The following is a 14,718-nucleotide window of genomic DNA, read 5'->3' as shown; positions in this document are numbered from 1 at the left end:
CATCCAAAAAAATGTGATAGGTTTCCTGCTTTCAGTGATCATTTTGTAGCAGAATGTGAATGTTTATCCGCAACAAGTACCTCACCGAGAATACCTTGTGGCTACTTTTTTTACAAAATGTGAATGCAAAAAACTACGAGTGAATGCTTTTTAGCAAAGCGTGATTACTGTTTACCCCCAAAGGATCACTTGTACATAAAAAGAGAGCGTCATCTAATAATAAGTAATCGCTTTTTTCAGCAAAGTGTTCACCGGATATAGGAAATCAATCATATTTTTTGTCCCATTGCTCTGTCGAATTGCTTTAAAACGGTTTAAGCCGTACTTTTATGGCTGTGCAGCAAGAGAAAAAAAACATAACAGAATTTATCCGACGATTGACGAAGCAGATTCCTATTACAGCTATCGAAGAGCACGAGGTTTACTATTTGCTGCAAACAGAAAAAGCAGTTATCATCCTATATTTGCCGGGTACATTTCGTATGGAGACTGACCAAGCTGTGCTGCACATACATATTGATTACGATCAGTTGATGTCTGCTGGCGTAAAGATAATAAATCGACTACGTGGATTGCAGGGTTTTGGTCAGCGGATTTATGGGCGGACCACTGTTGTAGCACGTATTGACAAGGGTGTATCCATGGCTTTTCAAGAAGAACACCATCTTCAGGGAGCGCTACCGGGCAAATATCGATATGGACTTTTTCATCAGGGCGAATTGGTGTCTGTTGCTGTATTCAGCGGAGGACGTATTATTCATGCTTTAGGAACGAATTATAGATCATTTGAGTTGATCCGCTTTTGCCATAAAGGAGACACCTTAGTTGTGGGGGGGCTTTCTAAATTGGTAAAAGCATTTGTTGGTAATTTTAATCCACAGGACATTATGACCTATGCTGATAAAGATTGGGCTCAAGAAGATTCCTCATTAGCGACTATTGGTTTCAAGGTTGTCGCAGATCTTCCTCCCCAGCGGTTTGCTATCATCCGAGGAAGACGTTTTATAACTATTCCAGAAGGAGAAACCGCAGACTATTTTGTTGAAAATAAAGGAAGTTTAAAATTAAAGCTGATTCTTTGATAAGTATTTGTTATTTTTAGACAACCTTCAATAGTAAAACTTAAACTACTTAATGGCATATTAAGGGAATAATTATTTATCACATATGACCATTAAAAGTCAAATTAAACACATATGAAACGTAGATTACGCATGGGTATGGTAGGTGGTGGTAATGACGCCTTTATTGGCGCGGTACACCGCATAGCAGCCTTTATGGATGGGAAAATTGAACTGGTTTGTGGAGCGTTCAGTGTTAATCCCGAAATTTCAAAGCAGTCAGGAGAAGATCTTTTTGTCGCGGCAGACCGGGTCTATCCAGACTATAAAACCATGATTGAAAAAGAAGCCCAGTTGCCCGCAGACGAGCGTATGGATTTCCTAACCATAGTGACACCAAATTTTCTACATTTTGAGCCTGCAAAGTTGGCGATGGAAGCTGGCTTTGATGTGGTGGTAGAAAAACCAATAACAGTTTCCCTAGAAGAGGCTCAAGAGCTACAGACTATCGTAGAACGTACTGGCCGTACCTTATGTCTTACACATACCTATTCCGGCTATCCGATGGTTAAGCAGGCAAAGGCGATGGTTAGAGAAGGGCATTTTGGCAAGATCCGCAAGATCGTGGTAGAGTATCCGCAAGGTTGGTTGAGCCGTCTATCCGAGCGTGAAGGCAATGCAGGCGCAGCATGGCGAGCCGATCCTAAACGTTCGGGCAAGTCGTTAGTAATGGGAGATATAGGTACACATGCTGCTCATTTGGCAGAGTATGTTTCTGGTCAGCGTATAACAGAACTTTGTGCCGACTTAACAACCTTCGTAGAAGGCCGGTTACTAGATGACGATGGTTCGGTATTGTTGCGCTTTGATAACGGAGCAAAGGGAGTCCTTATGGCATCACAGATTTCAGCAGGAGAGGAGAATGCCGTACGCATTCGGATCTATGGCGAAAAAGGGGGGTTAGAGTGGGCTAATGAAGATCCTAATAGTCTGATCATTAAAATGTTGGATCAGCCTCGCCAATTGTACCGTACAGGCAATGCTTATGCAGCACCTTATACCCTAAGTTCTTTCGCTACGCATAACACACGTGTGCCAGCTGGGCATCCAGAAGGACTGTTAGAATCCTTTGCGAACATATACCGCAATTTTGCAGCGACTGTATCTGCAAAGAAAGCAGGGTTAACACCCAGCGCAGAGACATTGGACTTCCCTACTGTAGCAGACGGTGTGCGTGGTATGGCATTTATTGATACCGTAGTAAAGAGTAACGAGAGTAACGAAAAATGGACTAAATTTGTACTGTGATAAACAGTATAAATGTCTTAATGTATCTTGAGCGTCAAACAAATTTTCGCGCTCAAGATATTTTAATCCTTTTAGGGCCCACTGCCTCGGGCAAAACGAAATTAGCCGTACAGCTAGCTCGATCCCTTAATGCCGAGATTATCAGTGCAGATTCCCGTCAGGTGTATCGGGGTATGGACATCGGTACAGGTAAGGATATTCAGGAATACGAAGATGTCCCTTACCATCTTATCGATATCGTCAATCCGGGAGAACAGTATAATGTATCCCGTTTTTTGGCCGATTTTGAACAAGCCTATGGTCAGATTAAAGCGAAAGGAAAGCAGGTTATCGTATGCGGAGGAACAGGGTTTTATATCCAAGCACTTTTGACTAGTCAGCCCTATAACCAGATACCGACAGATATAATCTGGCGGGAGCAGCTCGAACGTAAAACCAAAGCAGAAATCGAAGCATATTTAAGTGATTATACGGTGCCTGAGGGGTATCTAATAGATTACTCCTCCAAGAAGCGTATGGTACGCGCCCTCGAAGTCTTACGATGGCTTTCAGATCCAATACACGTATTGCCTGCATCTCAACCCATTTATACAGCGACTATCTTAGGCCTCGATCCAGCTGTTGAGATCCGACGGCAGCGAATTAGCCGACGTCTTCACCAACGTTTGGAGCAGGGAATGGTTGAAGAAGTCGAAAAGCTCTTGGATCAAGGAGTAACCTACGAACAGTTAGCGTATTATGGACTGGAGTACAAATACATTAGTTACTACCTACAGGACAAGTTAACTTACGAGGCCTTCGTTACGAAACTTGAAACGGAAATCCATAGATATGCTAAGCGGCAGATGACTTATCTTCGAAAAATGGAGAAAGATGGAGTTGATATCCAGTGGATTGTTTGATTTATATAAAATAAACCACTAAATCAATCGTCTTTATTTATGTTTGTTGCTGATTCTAAGATCTATAATTTTGTCGTGAAGTAAGTTTCATATTCGTTTGTATTATAAATTTGTTAGCTTTAGTCGCGAATAGTCATGAAGGAGAGTGAATTAACAGATTTTCGTTCGCTTTTGGAGCGTATTGTAAAAGGAGACGAAAAGGCCTTCTCGCTACTTTATGACCTCTTTTCTACTGACCTAACTAGGCATATCTTATCTAAGGTTGCTGATCCTCAGGTTGCGGAAGACATACTACACGACCTTTTTCTATCCCTTTGGCGAAATCGCCATAATATGCTTGAGATAACCTCTTTACCAGCCTATCTTTATTCCTCCTGCCGGTATCTTATTTTAGCACATTATCGGGATGCTTTGAAGCGCGCTAATCCTTTGGATCTTGAGGAGTTGGATCTCTTGGATGATACTGTACCCTTGGAAGATCGTTTGCATTACCGCTATGTTATCGATATTGTCACCAATGAAATCGAAAATCTTCCCGATAAATGTAGAGCCGTTTTTAAATTGAGTCGCAACGAATATCTTACTAATAAGGAAATAGCAGCACGGATGGATATTTCGGAGTCTACTGTTGAGAAGCATATCAATAAGGCTATCAGTAAGTTGCGTGATGTTTCGAAAAATTTTTTACTTTTTTTCTAAATAGAGTAGAAGCTCCCCCTCTTTTTATACACTTATCTAATAACTGACCTTATATTTTGGCCATTTTGTTATGATGTATATAAAGCAATTATATCAGCAGCTAACTAATTTTTTGAATGCAAGGGGGAGCGATCGACGTGAGGTGACTTCGTGGTACGACGATTTAAACACAAACGCTGCGACGGACGATACACAGATCGGGCATATTCAGCAAAGAGCCAAAGAGCGGGTTCTATTTTCTATTAAGAACGAGGCTAAGCCGTTTAATCTAAAGCGTATCTACCGTTGGTCAGCAGCGGCTTCTGTGCTTCTTGTTGGGGGCTACTTCATCTGGAACTCGATGTCCCTTCAAGAGATAGCTACTGTAGAACAACTGGCGCAGGTGGAGCCAGCAAAAGAACGGGCGATCATTGTATTGGAGGGGGGAGAGGAAATTGATTTGGATCAACTCGCGCTCAATCAAAGCTTGCGCGTGGGAGAGAACATTATTACCAAAGATGCCGAAGGTAAGGTTCGCTATCATAATGCTGCAGACGGAAAGGAAAGGATTCAATTCAACAGTTTACGTGTCCCTAAAGCAGCGACCTATCAATTGACGCTTGTCGATGGTACGCGTGTCACACTCAATTCGGATTCTAAACTAACCTATCCTTCCTCTTTTGGGACAGGAGACCGTATTGTACAGCTGGAGGGAGAGGGTTATTTTGAGGTCACCAAAACAAGTAACAAGAGCCATTTTATCGTAGAGGCGAGGGATCAGAAAATACAAGTTCTCGGAACCAAATTTAATGTCAAATCTTATCCGCAGGAGGATAAAGAACAAACGACATTAGCCGAAGGCTCCGTACAAGTTTTCTTGGACGCTAATACGACTATACTAAAGCCCAATCAGCAGGCGAGTTCTATCGCCCAACGTTTAGAGACCAAGACTGTCAATATTGATGATGTTTTGAGTTGGACTAGGGGGCAGTTCAATTTTGATGGCACGAATACAGCCGAGGTTTTACAAGAGATAGCACGCTGGTATGACATTGACATCGATTACGAACGCAAAAGTAACGTTGCACAGTATATCGGCAAGATTCCACGCAATTTACCGTTGGACAGACTGATTGAGTTGTTAAACTACGCCGAGCTGCAGACTAAGGCCGTATTGGGCAAAGACAAGCGAATTAACTTAACTATTATGTAATCTAAAAAACATGAAGACAAACAAAATGAAGTACAGTAATTCAGGATCGCCTTGGGGTAGCCAACATAATCGGATTCTGTTGGCGCATAACCCGATGAGTAGTTGAAGGCCATAGATCAATAAGTGAACTAATTGTGTTAGCAAACAGAAAAGACCTCAATTTAAGGATAACTATTCTACCACGTACGTATGATGCGTATTGGGGTACTGAAAATGCTACAGGGGTGAAGTATAGGAAAAAAATCAGTATTAAGGTTGTTAATGAAATCAACGAGGGGTGAATAATGATGAATGAAGTAAATGGCTCTGCTCGGATTGACGTAATTTCATTGGCGAATGAAGGAAGCTTTGATTTAGTGTTGGATTTGTTCGAAACTACGGGTTCTGAGTTGAAGCTTGAGGGAAAGCCTGTAATGATTTGTAGTTATGCTGCTGGACTTTTAATTGGCCCTGATAAAATAAGTTATGGCTTATACTTTGGAACAGATAAGGGTACTAAAAAGTAGATCCTTTAATTGGAAAGGGTAATACTTATTTCTATAGTCGTCAGCTTTAAGTAGAGGTCTGGACTTGGCGTATATGCGTTGGGCGCCCTATAGTGGTAGCGTAATTTTCTCTGGGTTTAAGCCTTTGAATTCGAACAAGAAATACTTGGCTAGGTTTAACTCAGCTAATAATGTACAGTCTTATTACAACGAAATATTAGGTATAAGATATTGATAAAGCGGAATACTACGCAATCAATCCTGAGTTTGGTTATATATTTTATGCGGTTGGCGGAAAAGTTTATCAATATGACATGACCTATAAAACGTCCAAATTCATGAAAGATTATAGAACACATAAAATTTCATATCATAATTTTTATGAATTTAAAAACTTTGCGAAGTATAAAGGAGGTAACAAATTGATGGTAGGAACGTATGATCCAGCCAAAGTGATGGGACTGAAGGTCAATTAGACATTTATACTGTCCCCGGCGCTTAATGCAGATATTATAATTGGACGAGAGCTATTCTGGTTTTGGTCGAATAAAGAGTCTAACATATAAAGAAAGATATTAATGAAAAAAACATTTTTAACCGTAACAGCAGCGCTTTCAAGCGCTGCGTTATTTGCACAGTCCCCAGTTCAAGTGAAAGGGACATTAGAAAAGGAATCGGTAAGTGTGGTGAAACTATTTAAAGTAGTCAATGGAGATATGGAAGAAATCGCTTCCGCTATACCACAAGCAGACAAAAAATTCGGCTTTACTTTTTATCCCGATTACGAAGGGTTTTATGCATTAGGAACAGGCGAATTGAATAGCCCGACAGATAATCTTACTTTTTATTTCAAATCGGGTGATGAATTGGAACTGACTATTAAAGAAATGAGCTACGATTTAATAGGTACAGGAAATAGTCCAGAAAATAAAATCTTATCGAATTGGCATAAGTTAGTTAACCCTATCGAGGATAAGGCCTTTAGTTGGAGACAAATACGCAGTACGTTTTTAGACTTCTATCCGCAGCTGGACTCGGTTAATCAGGAAACAAAAAGATTTGTAAAGACTAATAAATCGGGTAATCCTAGGTTTGACAATAGATTCGAGACCTATATCAAATGGGACATAGCCGCTATTGCTGTGAATTTCATGATGACACCAAGATCGGTTCACCCTACGATAGAAGAGTATTCCGATTATTACAAGACGCTCTCATTAGCTGACTTTTCAAAGGATGCGTTTGTTGTTTACAATCTTCCTTGGGGAAACCGTACACTATCTAGCGTATCCTCGATTTTTCGTCGTATTAACAATACGCCCCCAGGAAAGGGTATAAGCGGTTTGCAGAAAGATACAGAGCTATTGAGCAATGATACGTTGAAAGGCGATGTGGTGTTGAAATATTTAGCACAGCAAAAAGATTATAAATTATATAAGGAAGCTGCTGATAAGTACAAGGGATTTTTATTAACGGATGCTCAGAAAACAAAGGCGTCTTCTATTATGAATAATATTGCTCCCTTGAAAGTTGGTGAACAAGGATTAGATTTTTCTTTTCCAGATAAAAATGGCAAGGTCGTTCGTTTTAGTGATTTGAGAGGTAAAGTGGTGCTTATTGATGTTTGGGCAACATGGTGTGGACCTTGTAAAGCAGAGATTCCGCACCTTAAGAAATTAGAAGAAGAGATGAATGGAACAGATTTGGAGATAGTAAGTATATCTGTTGATGAAGATAAAGACAAAGAGAAATGGCTTAAAATGATAAAGGATGAAAAATTAGGTGGTATACAGCTATTTGCCTCTGGTTGGGGAGGTATTGCCGAATATTACAAAATAAACGGAATTCCTCGCTTTATGGTGTTCGATAGAAGTGGAAATATTGTGACTATTGATTCTCCACGTCCCTCCAAACCCGCGCTGAAGGAATTATTAGAAAGAGTTTTATCAGAAAAAAAGTAAACTTATGAAGACAATTTGGATATTTATTTTAGCAAGTCTTTTATTATCTCCTGTGCTTGTTTTAGCACAGAGAGATAGTCTATTGATTAGTGGAAGATTGAAGTCTACAGATGGTCAGGATTTTGAAAAGTTCAGAATTACCTATATAGATCACTTTGGTAAAAGGCAATCCTATGTCGGGAATGCTCATTCTGGAAATTTCGAAATTCGTTTGCCTAAGCAAGAACTTGTAATTGATGCCGTATTACAGACCGTTGGCGCAGAACGAAAAGCCGGTACCATGCAAAGTCCATTAAATCTTTTTATTCATGAAGAAGATATTAAGATAGATGGACTCGTTAATGAACTAGAATTAGCTCGTGTGTCTGGAGGTAAAGAAAATGATGAATACAATACTTTGCGACAGTCAATAGCAGGTATTAATCGGCAGGTGTCTACACTATATGCTCCGTTATTAAAAGGAGAAGTAAATAGCGAATCTGAGAGTGGAGCTGTTGTAATGCAGGAGATAAGACGATTGAACCGATTGGGGTACGATGCACAGAAGAACTTTATAATAGCACATCCAAAATCTTATGTTAGTCTGTTTTTACTGTATAGACTTAAGAATATCTACACTTCAGATGACTATGCAAATACCTTTGCTTCTATAGATAATCAATATCATAATACAAGAATCGGCAAAGAGATACGAAATAATATTCAGCACGAAATCGTAACTGCCAAAGGTACTTTGGCCCCATCTTTTGCACGTACTACCGACAAAGGAGAAGCTTTCCAGCTAGAAGATCTTAGAGGTAAAGTGTTTCTAATTGACTTTTGGGGCAGTTGGTGCGCGCCATGTCGAGCTAGCATGCCACATCTATTGGAGTTATACCATAAGTACAAGGATAAGGGTTTTGAGGTCGTGGGGGTGGCACAAGAACACGGCAAGACCATGGAACAAGCAACGTTAAGCTGGAAAAAAGCAATTGATGAATTGGGAATACACTGGATCAACGTCCTCAATAATGAGAACAAAGAGGAATTTGATATCGTAAAGTCTTACAATATTACGGGGTTTCCGACTAAAATACTAGTCGATGCTCAAGGGAAGATTCTTTTGAGAATTACTGCTTCAGCAACTGATGATATTGACGTTGCTCTGCAGAATATTTACGGCTACTAAGACACAATTCCATGCAGATAGTAAAAACAAAGTTTGGTACAATAACTATGGTAACAATCCTAATGCGGGAAATATAGTTCTGGCATAGTTAAAGGAAAAATCTTTATTCGAAATTCCGATGAATAAATCCTTACAGAGCAAATATAGCCAGGTTCCTTCTGATATCTAGCTAAAGAGTTTGCAGTTTCTTGAGGGAAGTAGTCAGTCCTGCTTGTGATTAATTAATTTTTTTAGAATAGAAACCTTAAAAATGGAAAATAAGGGTTAATTAGTTTTCTAATTGCCCCTATTTAATAAACTTACCGATTATTTGTGTTCTTTTTTAAGATAAGGCCATGATAAAGGGTTTTATATCATGAACAACGAGAATCCGTACTTGGCTAATGGCAAACAGGAACTACGCAAATACTTGACACTGCAGCATACCTTTTTTTTTACAGTCAGGTCAAGTGGTTGGATAAAGCAAGACCATTTGTGCTAAATGCAACTATAGAAAAGAGAGGCTTCAAGCAGAAAAATGGAATTGTTAGTTTAATGGTGATGGATGTACGATACCAGCAAAGGGCGAAGCGACGATGGCTCTTTTGTTAAGTAGAGTACGAGTTATACCACCTTCTTCCAAAAATTCAACAACCCATTGCATGCTGAGCCGTTCAGCTCAAAGCTGCGGGGTATTTCGTTCCAGCCGCCCCAATAGGTTGCTATTCGGGTGCCGATGGGCAGTTTGTCCAATTCATTTTTGAGGTATCTGTTATACATACGGAATAGTTTTCTATCCGGTTGTATCTCCTTATCGATGGGGCACGAAGTGTCTATGTTTTCATAGAAAGAGTTGTAGAAGTAAAAAGCATCGTAGTCCGAAAATGTAATCTGATTGATGTTGGCGTGAATAAATTCTACATTATGAATATGGTGTTTTACGGCAATTTCTTTCGAAAGCTGCGTGAGTGATTCGCGCTGTTCGACCCCATAAAACCGAGCCTCAGTACAGGCTGCAGCCACCAAACAGAACTTGCCAGCGCCTGCACCTATGTCCAGCACTTTCGTGTTAGGGCCGTCGGCTAGATATTGCGCCGCGATCTTAGCTACAGCGACCGGAGTCCAGTGACGTTCAGATAGTTCTTGGATATGCGGTGGATATACCTTATTGAATATACTATCCGCGACATCGGTGTTGGAACGAAGTGCCTTAAAGATCATTTGTTTGTTATACGTTATTTAGGTCTATAATAAATATAAGCCCCAATATAACTAGAATTTGCCAGTTTCGTACCCTTAAAAACAATATCGCAGATACTTTAGCGTAGTAAAGGACATTTGTGCATGTGTTTAAATCCCCTATTGGGATACTATGAAATAGCTTCCGTACATAATGTATCAGTATGATTACAGTGATTTTGGTAGAAAGAGGTCAAAAAAGTGCTACCTTTATTCCTTGATATAATGGCTAAGAAGATTTACATATTACTATTCGTTGTTATAGCCCTTCTCATGGGGCCACAATCGGCTATGGCATTACGTGTCGAAGCCACGAAGGTATGTTGTAAGAAGATGTCATCCGAAAGGTCCTGCTGCAAGGAAACGAAAAAAGAAGCCAGCAAAATACACAAATGCAAGGCAGGCTGTGAAAGCTGTTCCTGTGTATCTTACGCTGTAGATGTAAAACCCCCTTTGATTGCCAGTGTGATAGATAGTGGTGCCCCTTTCGAATTTTTAGAAAAAAAGCAAAAATATTTTTACGTAGAAATATTTCACTCCAATGATGCGCGTGCCATCTGGCTTCCTCCTAAAATAAGCTAAAATTCCTTCCTGACAGCCCATGGACTGTCTTTTCTAAACACCTTTTCAGGTCAATATTCACTTTATAAGATCCTTTTGTAAAGAATACCGTCAATAGACAGGCTGAATTCTTATACAATAGGGTATAATAATATCAAACTATTATTTGCCCACGCTCTTATGATCAATTGATAATTACATGAAGCGAATAAACATAGTAGGGATAATCATGATCCTTTTATTGGCTGTTACGAATTCGTATGCACAGCTAAAAATTGGGGATACACTTCCTGATATCACATTACAAAACGATAAAAATACCGAAATAGCACTTCATTCTTTTCAAGGAAAGACTGTTTTGGTAGATTTTTGGGCTTCTTGGTGCTTGCCCTGCAGAAAAGCGAATAAGCATCTTGTAAAACTGTATGACAAGTACAAAAAACAGAATTTTGAAATTGTGGGGATCTCTATAGATACAGAAAGCAGCAAATGGCTTAAAGCCATTCAGCAGGATCGACTAAAGCATCAGCAACTTATCGACCCAAAAGGATTTGATGCACAGTCTGCTATTCTTTTTGGTGTCGAGGCTTTACCGGCAGCTTATCTGTTTGACAGCTCCGGCAAACTCATTGCAATCAACCCTACAGAAGAACAAATTATTTCACAAATTAAAAAATAAGATAAAGATGAACACTTTCACAATAAAATCATTTATAGCAGCTTTGGGCCTATTATTAACCAGCGTTGCAGGCTATTCGCAAATATCAAAAGTAGATATCATGGCTACAGGACTTACCTGTTCGATGTGCTCCAATGCGATCAATAAGCAATTAAAATCTCTGTCACAGATATCTAATGTTGCTACAGATTTGAATACCAATACGTTTACGATTTCTTTCAATGATAATCAAACTGTAAGCCCTAAAGTGTTAAAGGATGCTGTTGAAAAAGCCGGCTTCTTTGTTGGCTCTATGGTTTTGACACTGTCGCCAGAAGCAACTGCTGCGCAGCAAGTTACTGTAGGAGACGATTCTTTGGTGTTTATTGATGACAAGAAAGCTGGCTCAAACCAGTACAAAGTCGTAGATAAAGGTTTCGTAACACAGAAGGAGTATAAGAAGCTGTCAAAAACCTATGCAAAGCACGGGAGCTATTCTGTAGAGAACGATCAGGTATTTCATATAGTAGCATTATAATATGAAGTATATAGTAACGTTTTTGTGCTTATTCAGCTCATTTGGTCTATATGCTCAGGAACTATTTGTCGTGACAGAACCCGCCAGCAATGTGCCGGCAGGTTCTCTCAGTGTGCGTGTAGGGCAGTCTTTGATGAAAAATGATCTAGATGATGATTATATGTATTCCCTTGCCCCGGAAGTAACCTGGGGTATCAATAAGAATTTGATGGTTCGGGGTTCTACCTATTTTGATAATTCCGCAAATCGACTCAATCTAGCCGGAGCCAGTGCATATGCCAAATACCGTTTTTATTCCGTTGATGATCTACAGAGTCATTTCCGGATGGCCGCTTTTGGAAGGTATAGTTGGAATAAGACACCCGTTAGGCAGGAAGCAATAGATCTTATGGGCAAAAACTCCGGTTTTGAAGTCGGTTTGGTCGCCACACAGCTCATCAAGAAAGTCGCTCTCAGTTCCAATGTGAGTTATGGACGAGCTTGGAACAACGATGGTAACGATTTTCCAGAATTACAGGGAAAAGATGCTATTAATTATACGTTTTCCGTGGGAAGGTTGATGTACCCGAATCGGTATACGAGTTATAAACAGACCAATATAAATGCCATGCTTGAGTTGGTAGGGCAGACGATCACCAAAAACGGACGTTCGTATATGGACATTGTTCCAGCAGTACAGTTTATCATAAATAGCCAGGCACGTATTGATGTTGCGTATCAAAAAGAGCTATACGGGTCGGTTCATCGTCCGGTAAAAGACGGTGTGTTTCTAAAGCTGGAGTACACATTTTTTAACGTAACGAATTAAGTTGTTTTCCTGATATGTTTATACTTTGGGTGGTTGATAAAACCACTCAAAGTTTTTTTAGTATTGGGGTATTATTTTCGTTTTATATCCGCCGTTTTAATAGCGTTATTTACAAGTTATCTTATATACGGTAAAGTCTTATCACTATGCGTATTCATAAAGTGACTCGGTGTCATACCGTAGTGTTTATGAAAATCTCTTGAAAAGTTTGATTGTACAGAATATCCTACCATTGTCGCGATTTGAGCGATAGAGTGTTTTTTAAGGGGCAGGAGCTCCGCCGCTTCGCGGAGTCTTGATATATTTATTAATTCGTTTGGACTAAGATCCGAAAGTCCTTTTATTTTGAGGCACAACGTTGGGCGGCTCATATTCATGAATTTGGCGAGGACTTCCACATTGAGATCTACCGAGTCGATATGTTCACGGATGATCTTGTATAGATGGTGTATAAAGTCCTTGTCTCGTACCGATACATGCATGTCCAATCGGTTTGAAGTAGATGGTGCCGTAAAGTAGTCTTTCACGATTGGTAAGCAAATTACTGATATTTACCAGCAGGTACTCCAGCGAAAAAGGTTTCTCAATATAGGCATCTGCTCCTATATTTAAGCCTTCTATCTTAGCATCAAGGCTATTCTTTGCCGTCAGGAAGATTAATGGAATATGACTGTATAGAATATCAGATTTAATTCTTCTACATAGGGTGATGCCGTCCATTATGGGCATCAAGATGTCTGTTAGGACCAGTTGTACGTCATTGGCGTCTAGGATATCCAGGGCTTCAGCGCCATTACCAGCCCGTAGAATTGTATAGTGTCCTTTTAGTTCCTTGTTGAGGTATGCCAATATCTCCTTATTATCTTCTACTATTAGTATGACGGGGTTTACCTTTTCTGGGTTATCCACATAAGAAGAAATGCGCTGCTGCTGTTTATCCCTATCGTCGGCAAATGACTGAATATCGAAAGCCTGGTCCTGAAGTATAGGATAAGCAAATAAAAATAGGTTTCGTTCCCCCTTTGTATGGATTAAGGATAATGCACCATAGTGTAATTCGGCTAACGAACGTGAAAGAGGGGGGGCTATACCTGTTCCCGTATTTTTATCGACATCATGTAGCCTGTAGAAAGGTTCAAATATTTTATCCTTTTTATCGAAAGGTATGATCGGACCATCGTTGCCAAACTCAATGTTAAACATGATATCATCACTGTTGAATGGCAACAGTTTTATATGTACTATTCTATAGGCATATTTGATGGCGTTGTGGATCAGATTGGTGAATATTTTCCAGATTGCCTCACTGTCTACATCTGCTGTCAGAGTGATACGTGGCAGAGATAGTTCATACTTTAGGTTTCTTTCCTTAGCGAGGGTTTGCAGATCTTTAAAGACCTCGTTGAGCAGGGCGTTAGTGTCTGTTTGTGTAAAAATAAGGCTCATATTATTGTTTTCTGCTTTTCTAAAATCTAATAGGTGATTTGTTAGGAGGATCAACTTCTGGTCGTATCTGGGTCAATCTGGATGGAGAGGTTGTAAACAAAGGGGTAGATATCGCCCTTACAGGTACTGTTATCAAAAATAGTGATTGGTCCTGGGATATGACTGGTAATGTGACTTTCCTTAAGAATAGTATAAGTGGTCTCTTGGGCTATTAGGAGACCGGAGCATTACGGGGCCCGGGTTTTTCTGGTGTATTGGGGCAGCGTAATAATGACTGGGTGGTATATCGCTATTCCGATGTATTGTTGAAGAAAGCCGAAGCCATACTTAGAGGTGGCAACGGCCCCGTTGGAGATGCGTTGGTACTGATCAATGCTATACGTACGGAGCGTGGGGCAAGCTTATTTACGTCGTTGACTTTGGACGGTTTGTTGGACGAACGTGCACGTTAGCTTTATTGGGAGGGGTGGCGTCGGAAGGATTTGATCCGTTTTGGTAAGTTCTTATTGGGATGGCTGGAAAAACCAGCCAATCTCGATGCTAAGACGTTGGTGTATCCGGATCCCAAACCCTCAAAAATCTGTCAATCCTAACCTAGAGCAAAATCCCGGTTATTGATTGTAAAATGAAAAGTCATTTGGAATATGACCAGATGGCTTTTCATTATAGGTTGTTTTGTTCAGGTAATGTATTCAGGACTATATGTCGATCAC

At 40.0% G+C, this 14,718-nt stretch carries 19 protein-coding genes; 16 read left to right on the top strand and 3 right to left on the bottom strand.

Features of this window, described 5'->3' with window-relative positions:
- Nucleotides 1-329: 329 nt before the first annotated feature.
- The 10 genes from G7B18_RS11030 to G7B18_RS10985 all read left to right on the top strand — a co-directional run bounded on the left by G7B18_RS11030 (nt 330) and on the right by G7B18_RS10985 (nt 8,776).
- Nucleotides 330-1,082: a hypothetical protein gene (locus tag G7B18_RS11030; RefSeq protein ID WP_164109960.1), complete on the top strand. Its 753-nt coding sequence runs from the start codon at nt 330-332 to the stop codon at nt 1,080-1,082.
- A gap of 114 nt (nt 1,083-1,196) precedes the next feature.
- Nucleotides 1,197-2,369, top strand: coding sequence for a Gfo/Idh/MocA family protein (locus tag G7B18_RS11025; RefSeq protein ID WP_164122581.1), 1,173 nt, complete (start codon nt 1,197-1,199; stop codon nt 2,367-2,369).
- Nucleotides 2,366-3,271 carry a tRNA (adenosine(37)-N6)-dimethylallyltransferase MiaA gene (miaA, locus tag G7B18_RS11020; protein ID WP_240452837.1) on the top strand — a complete coding sequence of 302 codons (906 nt, stop codon included), beginning with the start codon at nt 2,366-2,368 and terminating at the stop codon, nt 3,269-3,271. Before G7B18_RS11025 ends, miaA begins: the two co-directional genes overlap by 4 nt.
- A 135-nt stretch (nt 3,272-3,406) precedes the next feature.
- The gene (locus G7B18_RS11015) at nt 3,407-3,970 is read left to right on the top strand and encodes an RNA polymerase sigma factor (protein WP_164109956.1); all 564 of its coding nucleotides are present in this window, start codon (nt 3,407-3,409) and stop codon (nt 3,968-3,970) included.
- A 70-nt stretch (nt 3,971-4,040) separates the two neighbouring features.
- Complete coding sequence (locus tag G7B18_RS11010; protein WP_164109954.1) at nt 4,041-5,162, top strand: FecR family protein; 1,122 nt, start codon at nt 4,041-4,043, stop codon at nt 5,160-5,162.
- Between the two features lie 134 nt (nt 5,163-5,296).
- Complete coding sequence (locus tag G7B18_RS11005) at nt 5,297-5,443, top strand: hypothetical protein (RefSeq protein ID WP_164109952.1); 147 nt, start codon at nt 5,297-5,299, stop codon at nt 5,441-5,443.
- A gap of 3 nt (nt 5,444-5,446) precedes the next feature.
- A complete protein-coding gene (locus G7B18_RS11000) occupies nt 5,447-5,668 on the top strand; it encodes a hypothetical protein (RefSeq protein ID WP_164122579.1) in 222 nt (73 codons plus the stop codon).
- A 317-nt stretch (nt 5,669-5,985) separates the two neighbouring features.
- Entirely contained in the window at nt 5,986-6,123 is a 138-nt protein-coding gene (locus G7B18_RS10995; protein ID WP_164109948.1) for a hypothetical protein, read from the top strand.
- A 102-nt stretch (nt 6,124-6,225) separates the two neighbouring features.
- Nucleotides 6,226-7,608, top strand: coding sequence for a TlpA family protein disulfide reductase (locus tag G7B18_RS10990; protein WP_164109946.1), 1,383 nt, complete (start codon nt 6,226-6,228; stop codon nt 7,606-7,608).
- 4 nt (nt 7,609-7,612) lie between these two features.
- A complete protein-coding gene (locus tag G7B18_RS10985; RefSeq protein ID WP_164122577.1) occupies nt 7,613-8,776 on the top strand; it encodes a TlpA family protein disulfide reductase in 1,164 nt (387 codons plus the stop codon).
- 603 nt (nt 8,777-9,379) lie between these two features.
- Here the strand turns inward: G7B18_RS10985 and G7B18_RS10980 are convergent.
- Nucleotides 9,380-9,976, bottom strand: coding sequence for a methyltransferase domain-containing protein (locus tag G7B18_RS10980; protein ID WP_164109938.1), 597 nt, complete (start codon nt 9,974-9,976; stop codon nt 9,380-9,382).
- Between the two features lie 243 nt (nt 9,977-10,219).
- Between G7B18_RS10980 and G7B18_RS10975 the strand changes: the two genes are divergently transcribed.
- The 4 genes from G7B18_RS10975 to G7B18_RS10960 all read left to right on the top strand — a co-directional run bounded on the left by G7B18_RS10975 (nt 10,220) and on the right by G7B18_RS10960 (nt 12,559).
- Complete coding sequence (locus G7B18_RS10975) at nt 10,220-10,576, top strand: hypothetical protein (RefSeq protein WP_164122575.1); 357 nt, start codon at nt 10,220-10,222, stop codon at nt 10,574-10,576.
- A gap of 178 nt (nt 10,577-10,754) precedes the next feature.
- Nucleotides 10,755-11,234, top strand: coding sequence for a TlpA family protein disulfide reductase (locus G7B18_RS10970; RefSeq protein ID WP_164122573.1), 480 nt, complete (start codon nt 10,755-10,757; stop codon nt 11,232-11,234).
- 7 nt (nt 11,235-11,241) lie between these two features.
- Nucleotides 11,242-11,751 (top strand): heavy-metal-associated domain-containing protein, encoded by a 510-nt coding sequence (locus G7B18_RS10965; protein WP_164122571.1) that lies wholly within the window; start codon nt 11,242-11,244, stop codon nt 11,749-11,751.
- 1 nt (nt 11,752) lies between these two features.
- On the top strand, nt 11,753-12,559 hold the full coding sequence (locus G7B18_RS10960; RefSeq protein ID WP_164109931.1) for a hypothetical protein: 807 nt from the start codon (nt 11,753-11,755) through the stop codon (nt 12,557-12,559).
- 116 nt (nt 12,560-12,675) lie between these two features.
- On the opposite strand, the gene G7B18_RS19110 is transcribed toward G7B18_RS10960, so the two are convergent.
- A complete protein-coding gene (locus G7B18_RS19110; RefSeq protein WP_240452836.1) occupies nt 12,676-13,041 on the bottom strand; it encodes a helix-turn-helix transcriptional regulator in 366 nt (121 codons plus the stop codon).
- Nucleotides 12,983-14,005 (bottom strand): response regulator, encoded by a 1,023-nt coding sequence (locus G7B18_RS10955; protein WP_240452835.1) that lies wholly within the window; start codon nt 14,003-14,005, stop codon nt 12,983-12,985. Before G7B18_RS10955 ends, G7B18_RS19110 begins: the two co-directional genes overlap by 59 nt.
- A gap of 38 nt (nt 14,006-14,043) precedes the next feature.
- Between G7B18_RS10955 and G7B18_RS10950 the strand changes: the two genes are divergently transcribed.
- Nucleotides 14,044-14,220 carry a hypothetical protein gene (locus tag G7B18_RS10950; RefSeq protein WP_164122384.1) on the top strand — a complete coding sequence of 59 codons (177 nt, stop codon included), beginning with the start codon at nt 14,044-14,046 and terminating at the stop codon, nt 14,218-14,220.
- A 63-nt stretch (nt 14,221-14,283) separates the two neighbouring features.
- The gene (locus G7B18_RS19105; protein WP_240452834.1) at nt 14,284-14,457 is read left to right on the top strand and encodes a RagB/SusD family nutrient uptake outer membrane protein; all 174 of its coding nucleotides are present in this window, start codon (nt 14,284-14,286) and stop codon (nt 14,455-14,457) included.
- Nucleotides 14,458-14,718 lie beyond the last annotated feature (261 nt).

The organism is Sphingobacterium sp. xlx-130 (assembly GCF_011007405.1).
Classification (GTDB): Bacteria; Bacteroidota; Bacteroidia; order Sphingobacteriales; family Sphingobacteriaceae; genus Sphingobacterium; species Sphingobacterium luzhongxinii.
This window is presented reverse-complemented; position numbering and strand designations above follow the sequence as displayed.

Coding starts and splice junctions, on each gene's coding strand:
- G7B18_RS11030 (WP_164109960.1), top strand. CDS start 330: ATGGCTGTGCAGCAAGAGAAAAAAAACATAACAGAATTTATCCGACGA.
- G7B18_RS11025 (WP_164122581.1), top strand. CDS start 1,197: ATGAAACGTAGATTACGCATGGGTATGGTAGGTGGTGGTAATGACGCC.
- G7B18_RS11015 (WP_164109956.1), top strand. CDS start 3,407: ATGAAGGAGAGTGAATTAACAGATTTTCGTTCGCTTTTGGAGCGTATT.
- G7B18_RS11010 (WP_164109954.1), top strand. CDS start 4,041: ATGATGTATATAAAGCAATTATATCAGCAGCTAACTAATTTTTTGAAT.
- G7B18_RS11000 (WP_164122579.1), top strand. CDS start 5,447: ATGATGAATGAAGTAAATGGCTCTGCTCGGATTGACGTAATTTCATTG.
- G7B18_RS10995 (WP_164109948.1), top strand. CDS start 5,986: ATGAAAGATTATAGAACACATAAAATTTCATATCATAATTTTTATGAA.
- G7B18_RS10990 (WP_164109946.1), top strand. CDS start 6,226: ATGAAAAAAACATTTTTAACCGTAACAGCAGCGCTTTCAAGCGCTGCG.
- G7B18_RS10985 (WP_164122577.1), top strand. CDS start 7,613: ATGAAGACAATTTGGATATTTATTTTAGCAAGTCTTTTATTATCTCCT.
- G7B18_RS10980 (WP_164109938.1), bottom strand. CDS start 9,976: ATGATCTTTAAGGCACTTCGTTCCAACACCGATGTCGCGGATAGTATA.
- G7B18_RS10975 (WP_164122575.1), top strand. CDS start 10,220: ATGGCTAAGAAGATTTACATATTACTATTCGTTGTTATAGCCCTTCTC.
- G7B18_RS10970 (WP_164122573.1), top strand. CDS start 10,755: ATGAAGCGAATAAACATAGTAGGGATAATCATGATCCTTTTATTGGCT.
- G7B18_RS10965 (WP_164122571.1), top strand. CDS start 11,242: ATGAACACTTTCACAATAAAATCATTTATAGCAGCTTTGGGCCTATTA.
- G7B18_RS10960 (WP_164109931.1), top strand. CDS start 11,753: ATGAAGTATATAGTAACGTTTTTGTGCTTATTCAGCTCATTTGGTCTA.
- G7B18_RS19110 (WP_240452836.1), bottom strand. CDS start 13,041: ATGCATGTATCGGTACGAGACAAGGACTTTATACACCATCTATACAAG.
- G7B18_RS10955 (WP_240452835.1), bottom strand. CDS start 14,005: ATGAGCCTTATTTTTACACAAACAGACACTAACGCCCTGCTCAACGAG.